Origin of the sequence: Micromonospora sp. HM134, from assembly GCF_007833915.1 — a bacterium.
Classification (GTDB): Bacteria; Actinomycetota; Actinomycetes; order Mycobacteriales; family Micromonosporaceae; genus Micromonospora; species Micromonospora wenchangensis.
The window spans coordinates 716501-734046 of the sequence record NZ_CP041061.1; the positions used below are offsets into that span (position 1 = coordinate 716501).

At 75.0% G+C, this 17546-nt stretch carries 17 protein-coding genes; 8 read left to right on the forward strand and 9 right to left on the reverse strand.

Annotated elements, in window-relative coordinates; translation table 11 throughout:
- Positions 1-92 precede the first annotated feature (92 nt).
- Complete coding sequence (locus FJK98_RS03585; RefSeq protein WP_145917749.1) at positions 93-1562, forward strand: M17 family metallopeptidase; 1470 nt, start codon at positions 93-95, stop codon at positions 1560-1562.
- A 75-nt stretch (positions 1563-1637) separates the two neighbouring features.
- Here FJK98_RS03585 and FJK98_RS03590 read toward each other — a convergent pair whose 3' ends face one another.
- Entirely contained in the window at positions 1638-2246 is a 609-nt protein-coding gene (locus FJK98_RS03590; protein WP_228544213.1) for an O-methyltransferase, read from the reverse strand.
- 330 nt (positions 2247-2576) lie between these two features.
- On the opposite strand from FJK98_RS03590, the gene FJK98_RS03595 reads away from it, so the two are divergent.
- A complete protein-coding gene (locus FJK98_RS03595; protein WP_205789479.1) occupies positions 2577-3914 on the forward strand; it encodes a S1C family serine protease in 1338 nt (445 codons plus the stop codon).
- A 73-nt stretch (positions 3915-3987) separates the two neighbouring features.
- Complete coding sequence (locus tag FJK98_RS03600; protein WP_145917751.1) at positions 3988-4416, forward strand: preprotein translocase subunit TatB; 429 nt, start codon at positions 3988-3990, stop codon at positions 4414-4416.
- A gap of 110 nt (positions 4417-4526) precedes the next feature.
- Here FJK98_RS03600 and FJK98_RS03605 read toward each other — a convergent pair whose 3' ends face one another.
- From FJK98_RS03605 to FJK98_RS03615, 3 genes are all read right to left on the reverse strand, one after another.
- Positions 4527-5675, reverse strand: coding sequence for a P-loop NTPase (locus FJK98_RS03605; protein ID WP_145917752.1), 1149 nt, complete (start codon positions 5673-5675; stop codon positions 4527-4529).
- Positions 5676-5809: 134 nt separating this feature from the next.
- Positions 5810-6430 carry a DUF1003 domain-containing protein gene (locus FJK98_RS03610; RefSeq protein WP_145917753.1) on the reverse strand — a complete coding sequence of 207 codons (621 nt, stop codon included), beginning with the start codon at positions 6428-6430 and terminating at the stop codon, positions 5810-5812.
- Entirely contained in the window at positions 6423-7730 is a 1308-nt protein-coding gene (locus FJK98_RS03615; protein ID WP_145917754.1) for a magnesium transporter MgtE N-terminal domain-containing protein, read from the reverse strand. The genes FJK98_RS03610 and FJK98_RS03615 overlap by 8 nt, the downstream gene beginning before the upstream one ends.
- A gap of 33 nt (positions 7731-7763) precedes the next feature.
- Here FJK98_RS03615 and FJK98_RS03620 point away from each other — a divergent pair, with 33 nt between their 5' ends.
- The 4 genes from FJK98_RS03620 to FJK98_RS03635 all read left to right on the forward strand — a co-directional run bounded on the left by FJK98_RS03620 (position 7764) and on the right by FJK98_RS03635 (position 12597).
- On the forward strand, positions 7764-8633 hold the full coding sequence (locus FJK98_RS03620) for a PhzF family phenazine biosynthesis protein (RefSeq protein ID WP_145917755.1): 870 nt from the start codon (positions 7764-7766) through the stop codon (positions 8631-8633).
- 61 nt (positions 8634-8694) lie between these two features.
- A complete protein-coding gene (locus FJK98_RS03625) occupies positions 8695-9228 on the forward strand; it encodes a hypothetical protein (RefSeq protein ID WP_228544217.1) in 534 nt (177 codons plus the stop codon).
- 52 nt (positions 9229-9280) lie between these two features.
- A complete protein-coding gene (locus FJK98_RS03630; RefSeq protein WP_145917757.1) occupies positions 9281-10243 on the forward strand; it encodes a DMT family transporter in 963 nt (320 codons plus the stop codon).
- A 125-nt stretch (positions 10244-10368) separates the two neighbouring features.
- A complete protein-coding gene (locus FJK98_RS03635; RefSeq protein ID WP_145917758.1) occupies positions 10369-12597 on the forward strand; it encodes an APC family permease in 2229 nt (742 codons plus the stop codon).
- A 25-nt stretch (positions 12598-12622) separates the two neighbouring features.
- Here the strand turns inward: FJK98_RS03635 and FJK98_RS03640 are convergent, their stop codons facing one another.
- Both FJK98_RS03640 and FJK98_RS03645 read right to left on the reverse strand, forming a co-directional pair.
- Positions 12623-13447 carry an SDR family NAD(P)-dependent oxidoreductase gene (locus tag FJK98_RS03640; protein WP_145922546.1) on the reverse strand — a complete coding sequence of 275 codons (825 nt, stop codon included), beginning with the start codon at positions 13445-13447 and terminating at the stop codon, positions 12623-12625.
- A gap of 127 nt (positions 13448-13574) precedes the next feature.
- Positions 13575-14138 (reverse strand): DUF4190 domain-containing protein, encoded by a 564-nt coding sequence (locus FJK98_RS03645; protein WP_145917759.1) that lies wholly within the window; start codon positions 14136-14138, stop codon positions 13575-13577.
- Between the two features lie 185 nt (positions 14139-14323).
- On the opposite strand from FJK98_RS03645, the gene FJK98_RS03650 reads away from it, so the two are divergent.
- On the forward strand, positions 14324-15160 hold the full coding sequence (locus FJK98_RS03650; RefSeq protein ID WP_194823078.1) for an SDR family NAD(P)-dependent oxidoreductase: 837 nt from the start codon (positions 14324-14326) through the stop codon (positions 15158-15160).
- Here the strand turns inward: FJK98_RS03650 and FJK98_RS03655 are convergent, their stop codons facing one another.
- The 3 genes from FJK98_RS03655 to FJK98_RS03665 form a co-directional block, all read right to left on the reverse strand.
- Positions 15161-15832 (reverse strand): DUF4190 domain-containing protein, encoded by a 672-nt coding sequence (locus FJK98_RS03655; protein WP_145917760.1) that lies wholly within the window; start codon positions 15830-15832, stop codon positions 15161-15163.
- 117 nt (positions 15833-15949) lie between these two features.
- Positions 15950-16357 carry a CoA-binding protein gene (locus FJK98_RS03660; RefSeq protein WP_145917761.1) on the reverse strand — a complete coding sequence of 136 codons (408 nt, stop codon included), beginning with the start codon at positions 16355-16357 and terminating at the stop codon, positions 15950-15952.
- Between the two features lie 108 nt (positions 16358-16465).
- Complete coding sequence (locus FJK98_RS03665; protein WP_145917762.1) at positions 16466-17512, reverse strand: Rv2578c family radical SAM protein; 1047 nt, start codon at positions 17510-17512, stop codon at positions 16466-16468.
- Positions 17513-17546 lie beyond the last annotated feature (34 nt).

Consider the following 17546-nt stretch of genomic DNA (forward strand, 5'->3'; position numbering starts at 1 on the left):
ACCGGCACCGCCGGTGACTCAGGGACCTCGTCTGTCCCCAGCGGGTCGTCGAGGTCCCGCACCGCCAACTTTTCCCGGAGGTACGGTCCAGCGTGCTCGCCATCAGTCTCGCCGCCACCCCCGACGGGTCGGACGTCATCGTCCTGCCCGTCCGCGCCGCCACCGACGCGGACGACGCCGCACCGGCGCTGGTCGCCACCGCGTCGCCGCCCACCGACGAGGTGCGGGCGCAGGCGCGGGCGCTGCTGCCGGTCACCCGGCTTACCGGGCGGGCGGGCGAGACGCTGACCCAGCTACGCCCCGGTGGTTCCCCGGCCCGGCTGCTGCTGCTCGGCGTGGGCGACGGCGGGGAACGGGCCTGGCGGACGGCCGGCGCCGCGCTGGCCCGTGCCGCCGTAGCTGAGACACATGTCACGTTGGCGGTGCCGGTCGACGCGTCCGCCGGGGTCGTCCGGGCCGTCGTCGAGGGGCTGCTGCTCGCCTCGTACCGGTTCCGGCTGACCGAGGCGGGGACGACGCCCGCGCTGGCCGGGGTGACCCTGCTGACCACCACGCCGGACGCGTACACCGGGGCGGTCGAGACGGCCCGGACCACCGCCGCGATGACCCGCCTCGCCCGGGACCTGACCAACACCCCCTCGGCGGTGAAGAACCCGCAGTGGTTCGCCGCCCAGGTGGCCGAGGCCGCCGCCGACCGGCCCGACCTGCACCTGCGGGTACGCGGGCCGCAGGAGCTGGCGGACGAGGGCTTCGGGGGCATCCTCGCCGTCGGCGCCGGCTCGGCCAGCGGCCCCCGCCTGGTCGAGCTGGACTGGCGGCCCGCCGACGCCCGGCAGCACGTCGTCCTGGTCGGCAAGGGGATCACCTTCGACACCGGCGGCATCTCGATCAAGCCGGTGCCGGCGATGAAGCTGATGCGCAAGGACATGGCCGGCGCGGCGGCGGTGGTCGCGGCCACCCTCGGCGCGGCGGCGCTGCGGCTGCCCGTCCGGGTCACCGCGCTGACCCCGCTGGCCGAGAACATGGTCAGCGGGTCGGCGTTCCGCCCCGGCGACGTCATCCGGCACTACGACGGGACGACCAGCGAGACCACCAACTCCGACGCCGAGGGGCGGCTGGTGCTCGCCGACGCGCTCGGCTACGCGGCCCGGGAACTCCGCCCCGACCTGCTGCTCGACCTGGCCACCCTGACCGGCGCGAACGCGGTGGCGCTGGGCAAGCGGACCGGCGCGCTGTACAGCGACAACGACGAGTTGGCCGCCGCCGTGCTGGCCGCCGTGGCCGACGCGGGCGAGGCGGCCTGGCGGATGCCGCTGCCCGCCGACTACCTCGAACACCTCGGCAGCGACCTGGCCGACCGGCACAGCTCCCCGGACCGGGGGGCCGGCTCGGTGATGGCCGCGCTCTACCTGCGCGAGTTCACCGGGGAGCTGCGGGACCGCTGGCTGCACATCGACATGTCCGCGCCGTCCTGGGCCGACGGCGACGACGCCGAGCTGACCCGGGGCGCGACCGGCTGGGGCGTCCGGGGCCTGCTGCGCTGGCTGGCGACGCTGGACTGAGCCGCCGCCGGACCGGGTGCCCGTCCCGCGCCCCGGCGCGGCCGGCGCCCGGTCCTGCTCAGCGCCCGGTCGTGCTCAGCACTTGACTGCGGCCAGCAGGCCGTGGCCGACCGGGAGCAGGGCCGGAATCCACTGCTCGGCCTCCCGGATCGCCTTGACCGTCTCCCGCATGGTCACCGTCTCGGCGTCCCGGGCGGCCGGGTCGCCGATCCGGCCACCGGCGAAGCCGCCGTTGAGGGCGAGCACCCCACCGGGGCGCAGCAGCCGCAGGGCGGCGTCGACGTACGCGGCGGAGCCGGTCGTCTCACCATCGACGAAGATCAGGTCGTACGCGCCGTCGGCGAGCCGGGGCAGCACGTCCAGCGCCCGGCCGGTGATGATCCGGGTACGACCGGACGGGAAACCCGCCTCGACGAAGATCCGCCGGGCGATCCGCTGGTGCTCGACCTCGACGTCGATGGTGGTGAGCACCCCGTCGGCGCGCATCCCGCGCAGCAGCCACACCCCGCTGACCCCGGTGCCGGTGCCGATCTCCACCACCGCGCGGGCGTTGCCGGCGGCGGCGAGCAGGCGCAGCGCCGACCCGGCGCCGGGGGTGACCGCGTCGAGGCCGACCTCCCGGGCGAGGCTCCGGGCGGTCCGCAGCACGATGTCCTCTCCGACGTACGACTCGGCGAACTGCAACGACTGCGCCGTCGGGCTGCCGGAACTGGCGACCGTGGCGATGGGACACCTCCGGGCGGTGGTGATGGTGCGGGGTGCGGGTGGGCGCTATGAGCCTAGAGGCGAGGCTCCTTCGGCGCAGCCGCGAGTCCACCCGTGACGGTCCGGACGGCGCGGCGGCGGCCCGGCGGGTGGGGCACGGCACCGGTCCGGGCGGCGCGCAGCCGGGCGGTGGGCGGGTGCGGGCGGACAAGAGCTGACTCCGCCCGGCGCATCCGTGCAATCCTGGATGGGGTGCCCCCTGCGCCGTGACCGCCACCCCCGGTCGTGGCCCGGGGCACCGGGGGACGACTGGGAGGCACCGACGTGACCGACGGCTGGGACTGGCGAGCGCCCGGCGGGACTCCGGGTTCGGCGGGGCCGCCGCCCGGCCCGCCGCAGACGGCCCCGACGACGCCGTACGGCGGTGCCGGCGGGTCGGCCTCACCCTGGTGGTCCGACGCGCTCGCCGACCCCTGGCGGGACCCGTACGCCCCGGCTGCGGTCGTGCTGCCCAGCGTGCCGGCCGCCGGCGCCGCGCCGGAGCCGGTCACCGACCCGGATGCGCCCGGCCGGCCTCGGCTGCGCCAACTGCTGCTCGTCCCGCTGATCGTGGCGTTGCTCGCCGGCACCCTGGGCGGTGCCCTCGGGTACGCCTTCGCGGTGCGCGGCGGTGTCGGCGGCGGGGTCACCCTGGGGGCCGGCCCGGCCGAGGGTCCCGCGCTGGCCCAGCGTCGCCCGGACTCGCTGGCCGGGGTCGCCGGCCGGGTCCTGCCCAGCGTGGTGACGATCCGGGTGGCCGGCCCGGCCGGCACCAGCGAGGGGTCCGGGTTCATCGTCAGCACCGACGGTTACGTGGTCACCAACGACCATGTGGTCGCCGACGGCACCGGCCGGGCGTCGGTGACCTTCAACGACGGCAGCAGCTCCCCGGCGACGGTGGTCGGCCAGGACCCGGAATCGGACATCGCGGTGATCAAGGTGAACCGCACGGGGCTGCGGCCGATCGAGTTCGGTGACTCGGACGCGCTCGCGGTGGGGGACCCGGTGCTGGCCATCGGTTCGCCGCTGTCCCTGGCGAACACGGTCACCGCCGGCATCATCAGCGCGTTGGACCGCACCATGCAGGCGGGGGAGCCGGGCGGGCCGGTCCGCTACTACGCGGCGATCCAGACCGACGCGGCGGTCAACCACGGCAACTCGGGTGGCCCGCTCGTCGACTCCGCCGGCCGGGTGATCGGGGTGAACTCGACGATCAAGTCGCTGGTGGCGGAGGGGCAGGAAGCGGGGAACATCGGGCTCGCCTTCGCCATCCCGATCAACCAGGCGAAACGGATCACCCAGGACATCATCGGCACGGGCAAGGCCCGGCGTACCGTGATCGGGGCCCAGGTCGCCGGGACCGGGACGGCCACCCGGGCGGGCGTCGGGGTCCGCCTGGCGGCCGTGGAACCGGCCGGTCCGGCGGCCGGCGCGGGGCTGCGGACCGGGGACGTCGTGCTCAGGCTCAACGGTCGGCCGATCAACGATCCGACCGACCTGATCGCCCTGGTCCGCAAGTTCGCCCCCGGGTCGGTGGTGACGGTGGAGTACCGGCGCGGGTCGACCCGGCAGAACGCCTCGGTGACGCTCGCCGCGGACGCCAAGTGAGGGCCGTTCACCCCCTCCCGAACCGGGGCCTGACGTGCGTAGGCTTGGGTCGACGTGACGAGGAGGCCCTGCGGTGCTCGACAACCTGAACTGGTGGGAGATCGGCGTCCTGCTGCTCCTGGCACTGCTGATCTTCGGGGACCGGCTGCCCAACGTCATCAGCGACGGCCTGCGGATGGTGCGTAACCTGCGCGCGATGGCCCGCAACGCGACCGGCGACCTGAGCCGTGAGCTGGGCACCGACATCCAGCTGGAGGACCTGCACCCGAAGGCGTTCATCCGCAAGCACCTGCTCAGCGAGGAGGACGAGCAGGCGATCCGCAAGCCCCTCCAGGGCGTCTACGACGACCTGCGGGCGGACGTCACCGGGGTGCACGAGGAACTCAAGGGCGTCGCCGACCGGATCGACCCGAGGGCCGCCGCCCGCAAGAGCACCGCGACGAGCACCGCCACTCCTGCTCCCGCGCCGGCCCCCCGCCCCAGCTACGACGACGCCACCTGAGCGGCAGCCCGGCAGCGCGTTGATCCCCGCAACGGGGCCCCGGTAGCGGTATCCCCCGGTGGGGATACCGCATCATCGGCCCAGCCGGGTCGATCACACCCGGGACGCGGTCAGCGTCCGGCGGGCTTGAGCCCCAGCGACTTGCCGAGCAGCGACTCCCGGCGTACGGCCAACCGGTCGGCCACCTGGTGCAGCGCCTTCGCGGCGGGCGCGTCCGGCGCGGCCAGCACGATCGGGGTGCCGGCGTCGCCGCCCTCGCGGACCCGGGTGTCCATCGGGATCTGACCCAGCAGCGGCACCTGCGCGCCGATCGTCCGACTCAGCGACTCGGCCACCGCCGCGCCGCCGCCGGAGCCGAAGACCTCCATCCGGGACCCGTCCGGCAGCTCCAGCCAGGACATGTTCTCGATGACGCCGACGATCCGCTGGTGGGTCTGCAACGAGATCGCGCCGGCCCGCTCGGCGACCTCGGCCGCCGCGGCCTGCGGGGTGGTCACCACCAGGATCTCGGCGTTGGGCAGCAACTGGGCGACCGAGATGGCGATGTCACCGGTGCCCGGGGGCAGGTCGAGCAGCAGGACGTCCAGTTCACCCCAGTAGACGTCGCCGAGGAACTGCTGCAACGCCCGGTGCAGCATCGGGCCCCGCCAGACCACCGCCGCGTTGCCCGGGGTGAACATGCCGATCGAGATGACCTTCACGCCGTGCGCCTGCGGCGGCATGATCATGTCTTCCACCCGGGTGGGCTTGCCGTCCGCGCCGAGCATCCGGGGCACCGAGTGGCCGTAGATGTCGGCGTCGACCACGCCGACGGACAGGCCCCGGGCGGCCAGCGCGGCGGCCAGGTTGACCGTGACGCTGGACTTGCCGACGCCGCCCTTGCCGCTGGCCACCGCGTAGACCCGGGTGCGGGAGCCCGGCTGGGCGAACGGGATCACCGGCTCGGCGGTGCCGGTGCCCCCGCGCAGTTTGCCCTGCAACTCCTGCCGCTGCTCCGGGCTCATCACCCCGAACTCGATCTCCACGCCGCTCACCCCGGGCACCGCGCCGACGGCGGCGGTGATGTCCCCGCGCAGCTTGTCCTTCAGCGGGCAGCCGGCCACGGTGAGCAGCAGCCCGACCCGGACCACGCCGTCCTCGCCGATCTCGGCGGAGCGGACCATGCCGAGGTCGGTGATGGGCCGACGGATCTCCGGGTCGTTGACGGTGGCCAGCGCGGCCTGGATCGCGTCGGAGAGGGTGCTGACGGGAGCTGACATGCGGGCAATGCTACGTCGGGCGGCCGGGGCGTCCGCCAACAGCGGGGCCGGGTGTGAGCGAATCGATCGGCCGGCCGGGGCCACCCCGTCCCACCGGACAAAGCCGGACGATCGGGTACGGGTGCCCGGCCCGCTCAGCTGTCCGGGCGGTGACCGTCGCGGGCGTAGTCGCCGTCGAGATCGTCGCGCGGCTCGTCGAGCGGCGGCTCACCCCCGCCGGACCGGCCCTCACCGCGCGGCCGTTCCGGCTGCCGCAACTCCCGTTTCTGCCGCCGCTGCGCCGCCGCGTCCAGCTCCTCGGCCAGCCGGGCCAGCTCCGAACGGAGGAAGTCCCGGGTCGCCACCTCACCCAGGGCGATCCGCAGCGCGGCCACCTCCCGGGCCAGGTACTCGGTGTCCGCCTTCTGCATGGTCGCCCGGCGACGGTCCTCCTCCAACGCCACCCGGTCCCGGTCGGTCTGCCGGTTCTGCGCGAGCAGGATCAGGGGGGCCGCGTACGACGCCTGCAACGACAGCACCAGGGTCAGGAACGTGAACGTGTACGGGTCGAAGCGCAGGTCCGCCGGGGCCAGGGTGTTCCAGCCGAACCACAGCGCGATCACCACCGTCATGTAGACGATGAAGTTCGCCGTGCCCATGCCCCGGGCGATCCCCTCCGACCAGCGGCCGAACGCCTCCGGGTCGAACCGGGGCAGCTTGACGCCCCGGGGCTCGCGCGGCTGGTCCAGCCGCTCGGTCCGCCGCTGGTCAGCCATCGGTGTCACCGCCTATCGGCGTTGTGGGCAGCTCCGTCGACTCGTCCGCGCCCGGGGTGGACACGGCGTCGCGGTCCCGCCAGTCCCGGGGCAGCGAGTGGTCGAGCACGTCGTCGACGGTGACCGCGCCGACCAGCCGGTTGTTCCGGTCGACCACCGGCATCGCGACCAGGTCGTAGGTGGCCATCCGGCGGGTTATCTCCGGCAGCGGGGTGGTCGGCCGCAGCGGATCGATGTCGTTGATCACCACCCCGCCGAGCAGGTCGGCCGGGGGTTCGCGCAGCAGCCGCTGGAAGTGCACGATGCCCAGGTAGCGGCCGGTCGGGGTGGTCATCGGGGCGCGGGTCACGAAGACCTGCGCGGCGATCGCCGGGGAGAGCTGCTCCTCCCTGATCCGGGCCAGCGCCTCGGCGACCGTGGCGTCCGGCGGCAGGATCACCGGTTCGGAGGTCATCACGCTGCCCGCCGTACCGGAGGTGTACTTGAGCAGTTGGCGGACCGGGTCGGCCTCGTCCGGTTCCATCAGGTCGAGCAGCACGTCCTGCTCCGGCGGGGGCAGCTCGTTGAGCAGGTCGGCGGCGTCGTCCGGGTCCATCTCCTCCAGCACGTCGGCGGCCCGTTCCCGGTCCAGCGCGGCGAGAATCTCCACCTGGTCGCGTTCGGGCAGCTCGCTGAGCACGTCGGCGAGACGTTCGTCGTCGAGGGCCGCCGCGACCTCGTTGCGCCGGGCGTCGGGCAGATCCTGCAGCGCGTTGGCCAGGTCGGCGGGGCGCATGTCCTCCAGTACGGCCAGCAGGTTGGCCGTACCCCGGTTGTCGGCGATGCCACTCAACCCGCGTACCCGGTCCCAGTCCACCTGGTGCAGGTGGCCACGGCGGGTCAACCGGCTGGACTGCTCGCGGACGGCGACCCGGGACAGCGACCACTCGCCGCCCCGGCTGCACTCCATCGCCACGTCGACGACCGCGCCGGGCTGGCCGCCCGGTTCGAGCTGCACCCGCCGGTCCAGCAGTTCCTGGAGGACGAGCAGCTCGTTGGGGCGTTTGGAGAAGCGGCGCAGGTTGAGGGTGCCGCTGCCGAGCACGATCGCGTCGGCGTCGATGGAGGTGATCCGGTTGATGGACAGGAAGATACGGCGGCGCATCGGCATCTCGGCCACCAGACCCACCACCTCGGGCGGGCGCTGGGTCGGCCGGATCCGGGCCACGGCGTCGCGGACCCGCCCCACCTGGTCGCCGTTCGGGTCGAAGACGGCGACTCCGGCGAGTCGAGCGATGTAGACCCGGTTCGGCGTGCTCACGGCCACCAGCCTAAGCGCCTAATGTTTATCACCATGTCGACCCTGGCCTACGAGATCGTGGACGTCTTCACCGACCGCCCGTTCGCCGGCAACCCCTTGGCCGTGGTGTTCGGCGCCGAAGCGCTGGCCACCGAGCAGATGCAGGTGCTGGCGATGGAGTTCAACCTGTCGGAGACGGTGTTCGTGCTGCCGCCGACCCAGGTGGGCGCCACCTACCGGGCCCGGATCTTCACCCCGACCGGGGAGTTGCCCTTCGCCGGTCACCCCAGCGTCGGCGCGGCGGTCACCGCCAGCCGCCGTGGCCTGTTCCCCGCCGGGTCGGTCAGCCAGGAGTGCCACGCCGGGGTGCTGCCGATCGAGGTGACCGCGACCGGCGCCACCCTGACCGGCGGCACCCCCACCCTCGGGCCGGAACTCGACCCGGAACCGCTGCTGGAGATGGCCGGGCTCACCGCCGCCGACCACGCCGGCCCGGCCCCCCGGGTGGCCGGCTGCGGGCTGGAGTTCCCCTACCTGCCGGTGCACCCCGACGCGGTGGCCCGGGCCCGGGTCAACACGGTGGCCGCCCAGCGGTACGGGGTGGAGCACGTCAGCGTCTTCTCCTGGGACGCCGACACGCGTACCGCCCACGCCCGGGTCTTCGTGCCGGGGCTCGGCGTGCCCGAGGACCCGGCCACCGGTTCGGCCGCCCTCGGGCTGGGGGTGTGGCTGGTCGCCAGCGGTCTGCTCCCCGGCACCGGCCGCAGCGATTACGCCGTCCGGCAGGGCGCGGAGATCGGCCGCCCGTCCGCCCTGGCCTGCACGGTGACCGCCGAGGACGGGACGGCGGTCGGCACGACCGTGACCGGCCAGGTGATGCCGGTCGCCCGGGGCGAGATCCTGGTGCCGCCGTTCGTCGGGTGACCGGGCTACCGTCGCCCCCGTCCGGGCCGGCGACGGCAGTCGGGTGCCGACCGGGTGGGAGCTGCGAGAGGATGCGGGTGTGACGGACGAGGTGGACGCCTCCCGGTCGACGCCACTGGTCGACGAGGCGATCAAGAAGGCGGCCGTGGCCTGGGTGGGGATCGGCGACGGGCCGGCGGTCGCGCTGTGGTGCGTACCCCTGGAGGGGTCGTTGTTCGTGGTCAGCGGGCCGGGGGAGCAGACCGCGCCGGGGCTGGCCGACGCCGCCACGGCCCGGGTGACCCTGCGCGGCGACCACGGCGGGCGCATCGTGACCTGGCCGGCCCGGGTGACCCGGCTCGCCCCGGGCAGCCCGCAGTGGGAGACCTCCGCCCCGCTGGTGGCGGCGAAGCGGCTCAACGCCTCCGGCCCGACCGCCGACCTGGTGGCCCGCTGGGCGGCCGACGGCTGCGCGCTGACCCGGCTCGTCCCGGACGGCGCGCCGGACGCCGGGGACGCCCTGCCGGACACCTCGCTGGCCGCCGAGCCCCGGGGCGCGGCCGTGGTCCGGGCCACCCGCAAGCCGTTCCGCCTGCACCGGGTCCGCCGCCGCTGACCTGCGGCCCGGCGCGGTGTGGCCGCCGCCGCCCGTGTGAGGATGACCCACCGTGTCCTCCGCCCCACCGCCGCCGCGTCCGCCCGTCGACCCGCTCACCGTCGGCGTCCTCGTGCTCGCCGTCGCCTCGGTCTCGTCGTCGGCCCCGCTGATCGCCTTCGCGGCGGCACCGGCGCTGGCCGTGGCGTGCTGGCGGAACCTGCTCGCGGTCACCGTGCTCGCCCCGTTCACGCTGGCCCGCCGCCGGGCCGAACTGCGTGCCCTGACCGTGGGGGCGGGCCGCCGGGAAGGCTGGTACTGCGTGCTGTCCGGGGTGGCGCTGGCCGCGCACTTCGCCACCTGGATGCCGAGCGCCAAGCTCACCTCGGTCGCGGCGGCCACCGCGCTGGGCGCCACCCAACCGGTCTGGCAGGGGCTGATCGCCCGGTGGCAGGGCCGGCGGCTGTCGTACCCCGTCTGGGTCGGCATCGGGGTGGCGGTGACCGGCGCGGTGCTGGCGACCGGCGCGGACGTCGGCGTCTCCGGCCGGGCCTTCGCCGGTGACCTGCTCGCGGTGGTCGGCGGGATGTTCGCCGCCGTCTACACCGCGTTCGGTGAACGCGCCCGCGCCACCATCAGCACCACCACCTACACCACCATCTGCTACGGGGTGTGCGCGGCGATCCTGCTGCTGGTCTGCCTGGTCACCGGGGTACGGCTGCACGGCTGGGGCGCCAGCACCTGGCTGGCGATCGTCGGGCTGGTGGTGGGGGCCCAACTGCTCGGCCACTCGATGTTCAACCACGCGCTGCGCCGGGTGTCGGCGACCACGATCAGCGTGCTGATCCTGCTGGAGGCCCCCGGTGCGGCGCTGATCGCCTGGGCCTGGCTGGGGCAGTTGCCCCGCCCGTACGCGCTGCCCGGGTTGGCGCTGCTGCTCGCCGGGGTGGTCGTGGTGGTGCTTGGCGGTGCCCGTACGGGCCGGCGTGCCGCCCCGGCCGCGCTGCCCGCCGACGCCGCCCCACCGGCACCCTGACCACCTGCGCGGTTGCCCTGACCGCCCGGCCAGGTCGCCCGCCGGTGGGTCCGTTCGTCGCGAATCCGCCCGAACGGCGGGCACGGGTCCCGTCCGCACGTGAGAGTGCGGGGGGAGGTGGGGCGATGGCGGGGCGCAGCGCGGACGACGACCGCAGCGGCACCGTGGTCACCCCGTCGGCCGAGTTCCCGCCGCTGGACCCGGCCGAGGTGGACACCCTGCGCCGGGTCGGCGCGCACTGGCGGGTCGATGCGCCACCCACCCTGCCGGTCGACCCGACCCTGGACCGCTACCGGAACCGTCCCACCCCGGGCCGGTTCAGCCGGCTGGCCCCGATCGCGCTGTTCCGGCCGGCGCCGGGCCCGGCGGGCGGGCGGGACGGGCTGGTCGCCGCCGAACCGGCCGACCAGCCGCACTCCCCCCTCGGCCGCCGGCTGGGCCGGGTCCGCCGGGTGTTCCTCGGCCCGCCGCTGGCCAGCGCGGCCGTGCTGCACGAGCGGATGCGCAAACTGGTGGCCCTGCCGGTGCTCTCCTCCGACCTGCTCAGCTCGGTCGCGTACGGGCCGGAGGCGCTGCTGACCGTGCTGGTGCTGGCCGGCAGCGGGGCGTTGGGCCTGGCGCTGCCCCTGTCGGCCGGGCTGGTGCTGCTGATGGTCGCCGTCGGGGTCTCGTACCGGCAGACCATCCCGGCGTACCCGCACGGGGCCGGGTCGTACCTGGTGGCGGGGGACAACCTGGGGGTCGGCGCGGGGCTGACCGCCGCCGCCGGGCTGATGCTCGACTACGTGCTGACCGTGTCGGTGTCGATCGCGGCGGGCGTGCACGCGATCACCTCGGCGCTGCCGGGGCTGACGCCGTTCGCCGTGCCGCTCGGGGTGCTGGTGATCCTGCTGCTGCTCGCCGGCAACCTGCGCGGGGTACGCGCCGCCGGCAACCTCTTCGTCCTGCCGACGTACGCCTTCGTGGCCGCCGTGCTCGGGTTGCTCGTGGTCGGCTACCTGCGGGCGGCGGGCCGGGGTTTCGCGCCGGTGGCCCCGCCGGTGGTGCCGGCGACGGAGGGGCTGGGGCTGCTGCTGGTGCTGCGGGCGTTCGCTTCCGGGGCGGTGTCGATGACCGGCATCGAGGCGGTCTCCAACGCGGTCCCCGCGTTCCGTGCGCCGGAGTGGCGCAACGCGCGGACCACGCTGGCGTGGATGGTGGCGATGCTGGTGGTCCTCTTCGCCGGGCTGACCCTGCTGATCCACCTGGCCGGCCTGGTGCCCCGCCCCGACGAGACGCTGCTGTCCCAACTCGCCCGGCTCACCTTCCCCACCGGCCCGTGGTACGCCGTCGTCCAGGTGACCACCGCGCTGATCCTGCTGCTGGCGGCGAACACCGCGTTCAACGACTTTCCCCGGCTGCTGTTCTTCATGGCCCGCGCCGGTCACGCCCCCCGCCGCTTCCTGCACCTGGGCGACCGGCTGGCGTTCGGCAACGGCCTGGTCGCGCTGGCCGGGACGGCGGTCGTCGTGTTCGTCGCGTTCGGCGGTCACACCGAGAAACTGATCCCGTTGTACGCGGTGGGGGTGTTCCTCGCCTTCACCCTGTCGCAGAGCGGCATGGTGGTGCACTGGCGGCGGCACCGGGGCGGTGGCTGGCGGCGGCGGGCGGCGGTCAACGGCGTCGGCGCGGCCCTGTCCGGTCTGGTGCTGCTCACCGCGGCGGTGGCGAAGTTCACCGAGGGCGCCTGGGTGGTGGTGGTCGCCGTACCGCTGCTGGTGCTGCTCTTCGCCCGGATCCACCGGCACTACCGCACCCTGCACGCCGCCCTGGCCCTGCGTCCTCCAACTCCCGTCCCCGCCCCGCCGGCCGCCGCCTGCGGACCCGCCGCCGGGCCGCCGGAACCCGCCGCCGGACCGTCCGGCGCACCGGCGGGCAGGCCCGTCGAGGGCGAGGAGGTGCCGCAGGAGCTGCGCCACCTGGTGGTGGTCCCGGTGGTACGCCTCAACCGCGCCTCGATGCGCGCCCTGGCGTACGCCGTGTCACTGGGCCGGCCGACGCTGGCGGTGCACCTCGCCCCGGAGGACGCCGAGGCGGACCGGTTCCGGGAGCAGTGGCGGGCCTGGGGGGACCACGTCCGGCTGGAGACGATCGTCTCGCCGTACCGGGCGGTGGTCGGGCCGCTGGCGCACTACCTGGAGGCGCTGCACGCCGCCGCGCCGGAACTGGTGCTGACCGTGGTGGTGCCGGAGGTGGTGCTGCGCCGGCCGTGGCACCGCCTGCTGCACAGCCGTACCGGCCAACGGCTGCGCCGGGCGTTGCGGGCGCTGCCCGGGGTGGTGGTGACCAGTATTCCGGTCCACGTCGTCGACTAGCACGGCCCCGGTGACTCCGGTCGGGTCAGGCGGTGATGCCGACGGCGGCGGCGCTGGCGGCCCAGAGGCGCGCGGCGAGCGCCGGGTCGGCGGCTCGCGGCCAGGGCCGGCGCAGTCGCCGGTCGGCGTAGTAGCCGCCGTCGACCAGCCGGGACGCCGGCTGGTTGGCGAGCCAGACGAGCGTCTCCGCGCCCTTCTCCGGGCTGCGGAACGGCATCACCCGCATGCCGAGGGCGACCAGCCGGCTGTCCGCGCCGAACCGGGTCCGCACCACCCCCGGGTGGAACGAGTACGCCGGGATGTCGGGCCAGCGCCGGGCGGCCTCGGCGGCGAACAGGATGTTGGCCTGCTTGCTGGTGCCGTACGCACGGATCGGCCGGTAGCGGCGTAGCGCGGCGTTGAGGTCGTCCGGGTCGAGGGTCCCGCTGCGGTGCGCGCCGGAGGCGGTCACCACCAGCCGGCCGACCCGGTCGACCAGCAGGTTGCTCAGCAGGAACGGGGCCAGGTGGTTGGCCTGGATCGACAGCTCGAACCCGTCGACAGTGGTGAGCGGCTCCAACACGATCGCCCCGGCGTTGTTCGCCAGCACGTCGATCCGGTCGTACGCCGCCCGCAGCCGCTCGGCGAGCCCGCGTACGTCGTCGAGCACGGCGAAGTCGGCGCGGAACAGTTCGGGGCGTTCGCCGGACGCCTCGCGTACCCGGTCGCCGGCGGCCTGGAGGCGGGCCGGATCCCGGCCGACGAGCGCCACCCGGTCGCCGCGCCGGGCCAGTGCCACCGCGGCGGCCAGGCCGATGCCCGAACTGGCCCCGGTCACCACCACGGTCCGCCGCCCGGTGACGTCTTCCACAGGTCCATCCACCCCGGTCACGGCACGAGGTTACCGTGGCGTCACCACGTTCACGGGGGTCGTCGGGTTCTCGTCACGTGCGGGTGACCGGGTGGGCCGCCCAGGGTGCCCGGGGCGGCCCCACCGCTCAGTACGAGGTGCCGTAGCCGGTCGTCGACTCCTGGTTGGCCAGCCAGACGAAGAAGACCACCATGGCGATGGTGGCCAGCACCGCGATGACGGTGGAGATCCACCCGACGACGATGCCGGCGGTGGCGAAGCCCGCACCGCCCTCCCCCCGCTCCCGGATCTGCCGCCGGGCCACGTGGCCGAGGATCGCGCCGATGAGGCCGACGTAGCCGCCGAGCCCGTAGCCGCACAGCCCGATCGCACCGATGATCGAGACGATCATCGAGGCGATGGCGAGGCCGTTCTGCGGCGGCGGGGGCTGGTAACCGCCGTAACCGGCGTACCCCATCGGCTGCGGGTAGCCGACGGGCTGCGGGTAGGCGGCAGCGGCGGCGTACGGGTCGACCGGGGCGGCCTGGGCGGGGATGTGCGGCGCGCCCGCGTACGGGTCGGCCGGGGCGTACGGGTCCTTGCCGACCGGTGGGGCGGACATGGGCGGGCCACTGGCCTGCAGTGTCGGGTCGGGTTGCTGCGCCGACCAGGCCGGGTCCGACCAGCCGTCGGAGGGCGGGGGGTAGGTCATCTGATCTTCTCCGTCGCATGTAGGTGCGCCGTCAGGGTAGCCAGGACCGCACAGTGGCGAGGTCGGCCCCGTGGTGGCTCGTTGCCCCCGTCCGGTCGAGCGGGCAGGATGCCGGCATGGCTATCGACGCGCGTGGGGCCGACCGATCCGGCAGCCGACCGAGGCGGGACGTGAGCCGCCCCGGCCTGGCCCGGCGCACCCGCGCCACCACCGGTGGCAGCCAACCCGGCCAGGACGAACCGGTGCCGCTGCCGGACCCGGTGACCATGCGGCTGGACGGCCGGGTCGCCCTGGTCACCGGCGCGGGCAGCGCCGACGGCATCGGGTACGCCACCGCCCGCCGACTGGCCGACCTGGGCGCCCGGGTGGCGATCGTCTCCACCACCCGGCGTATCCACGAGCGGGCCGGTGAGCTGGGCGTGACCGGTTTCGTCGCCGACCTGACCGACGAGTCCGAGGTCGGCGCGCTCGCCGACGCGGTCGCCGAGCAGCTCGGTGACGTCGAGGTGCTGGTCAACAACGCCGGCCTGGCCAGCCGGGCCAGCCCCGAGGTGCTCCGCCCGGTGGCCCAGCTCAGCTACGACGAGTGGCGCGGCGAGATCGACCGGAACCTGACCACCGCGTTCCTGTGCAGTCGGGCCTTCATCAGTGGGATGGCCGAGCGGGGCTGGGGGCGGATCGTCAACCTCTCGGCCACCGCCGGGCCGGTCAACGCCCTGCCCACGGAGGCGGCGTACGCGGCGGCCAAGGCGGGGGTGGTCGGGCTGACCCGGGCCCTGGCGATGGAGATGATCGCCGACGGGGTGACGGTGAACGCGGTGGCCCCCGGCACCATCTACACGGCGGCCTCCACGATGGCGGAGATCAAGCAGGGGCTCGGCACCCCGGTCGGCCGTCCCGGCACCCCCGACGAGGTGGCCGCCGCGATCAGCTTCCTCTGCTCGCCCGCGGCGTCGTACATCACGGGGCAGATGCTGGTGGTGGACGGCGGTAACAGCGTCCGGGAGGCGCAGTTCCGCTGATCAGTAACCGGTGCCGCTGCTGCTGCCGACGCCGGCCACCACGACGAGGGCGAGCCAGCCGCAGCAGACCAGCACCCCGATCGCGGTGAACGCGTAGCTGAGGACCAGCCCCCAGGTGGCGAGCTGGTCGCCGTCCTCGCCGGTACGCCGGATCTGCCGTTTCGCCAGGTGGCCGAGGACGATGCCGGCCGGGGCGAAGACGAAGGCGAACACCAGGGACAGGATCGCCATCACGTTGGTCCCGCCGACACCCGGTGGCCCGTACGGCCCGGGTGGTGGGTAGCCCCACTGCTGGTCGCCCGGCGGCTGCCCCCACGACGGTGGCTGCTCCCACGCCGCTGGCCCGCCCGGCGGCGTGCCCGCCGGCTGCTCGCCCGACGGCGGCCCGGTCCAGCCGGGCGACCCGGAGGGTGGGGCTGACCCGCCCGGCTGGCCGCCGCCCGGGGACTCACCGGCCCGACCCGACTCCGGTGGGCGGGCCTGGGCCGACGGCTCGGTCGGCTGAGCCCAGGGTGACGGCTCGGGCGGTTGGGCCCACGCCGACGGCTCGGGCTCCGTCGGGCTCCACGGTCCGTCCGGCGGGACGGGCGGGGTGGCCGGCTCGTCGGGCGGCCGGTGGGGTGGCTCGTACGGTGACGGTGGCTGCTCCGGCTCCCCCGGTGGCGTACTCACGGTGCCCGCCCTCCGCCGCAGGTCAGTGGCCTCTCTCCGGCGGACGCTACCGGCCGGCGGCGCGGCTTTTCACCCGGTTGACGCCGGGTCACCTCGTCGGGGCGGGTCGGGGACCGGTCAGGGCAGCCGGGAGAGGCCGGCGGCGGCCCGCTCGACGATCAGGCAGCGGTCCTCGACGTAGTCCATGCCGGCCGCCTCGGCGATCCGCCGCGCCTCGGCGGAGACGATGCCGAGCTGGAGCCAGACCGCCGGCGCACCGATCGCCGCCGCCTGCCGTGCCACCTCGACGGCGTCCCGGGCCGGGCGGAAGACGTTCACCAGGTCCACCGGGTGCGGAATGTCGGCGAGCGACGGGTAGGCCCGTTCACCGAACAACTCGTCCACGGTCGGGTTGACCGGGATGATCCGCCAGCCGTACCGCTGCATCTGCGCCGGCACCCGGTGCGCGGCCTTGCCCGGGTCGCGGGACGCGCCCACGACGGCGATCACGGCGGAGTCGGCGAGAAGCTGCTGTGCGGTCCGCATCCGCCGAGCCTAGCCCGATTGCGGGCGGGCGGGACCGGCCCGGCCGCCGGGGTCGGTGCGGGGGACCGGGGTGTGGCGTGCTTCCGCCGCCGCGCCCGACCGGCCCGCTCACAGCAGGGCGAGCTGTTCGGGGGCGGGTGCGGGCGGTGCGGCCGGCACCCGACGGGTGTCGCCGGGCTCGCCCCGGTGCAGGCCGTGCCGGCGGGCCGCGATCCGCACCCGGGCGGTCAGCTCCCGCTGGTACGCCTGCGGCGGGTAGGCCCCGGACCGGTACAACTCGCGGTAGCGGGGGACCAGGTGCGGGAACTCGCGGCCCAGCCAGTGCGCGTACCACTGGCGGGCGCCGGGGCGCAGGTGCAGGGCCAGCGGGGTGACGCTGGTGGCACCGGCGGCGGCGATGGCGGCGAGGGTGGCGTCGATCGACGCGTCGTCGTCGCAGAGGCCGGGCAGGATCGGCGCCATCAGCACCCCCACCTCGAAGCCGGCGTCGGTGAGCCGGCGGACCGCGTCGAGCCGGCGGCGCGGGCTCGGGGTGCCCGGCTCCACCGCCCGCCACAGCGCCTCGTCGACGAAGGCCACCGAGAACGACAGGCTGACCCGGGTGACCTCGGCGGCCTGGCGCAGCAGCGGCAGGTCGCGCAGGATCAGGGTGCCCTTGGTGAGGATCGAGAACGGGTTGGCGAAGTCCCGCAGCGCCGTGATGATCGGCGGCAGCAGCCGGTAGCGGCCCTCGGCCCGCTGGTAGCAGTCGACGTTGGTGCCCATCGCGATGGCCGCGCCCCGCCAGCGCGGAGCGGCCAGCTCACGGCGGACCAGCTCCCCGGCGTTGACCTTGACGATCACCTTGCGGTCGAAGTCCGCTCCCGCGTCGAGGTCGAGGTAGGTGTGCGAGTTGCGGGCGAAGCAGTAGACGCAGGCGTGGGTGCAGCCCCGGTACGGGTTGATCGTCCAGCTGAACGGCACCTGCGACCCGCCCGGCACCCGGTTGATGATCGACTTGGCCTGTACCTCGTAGAAGGTCATGCCGGCGAAGTCGGGGGTGTCGAACGTGCGGGTGACCGCGCCGGGCAGCGCCAGCGGCAGGGGTGGCGTCGCTGGCGCTGCCCGGTCGGGACGCTCCTCGTCCGGGGGAGCGGAGAGGTGGTCCCAGCGCATGCCGTTCATTCGAACATGTGTGCGAGCATGGCGC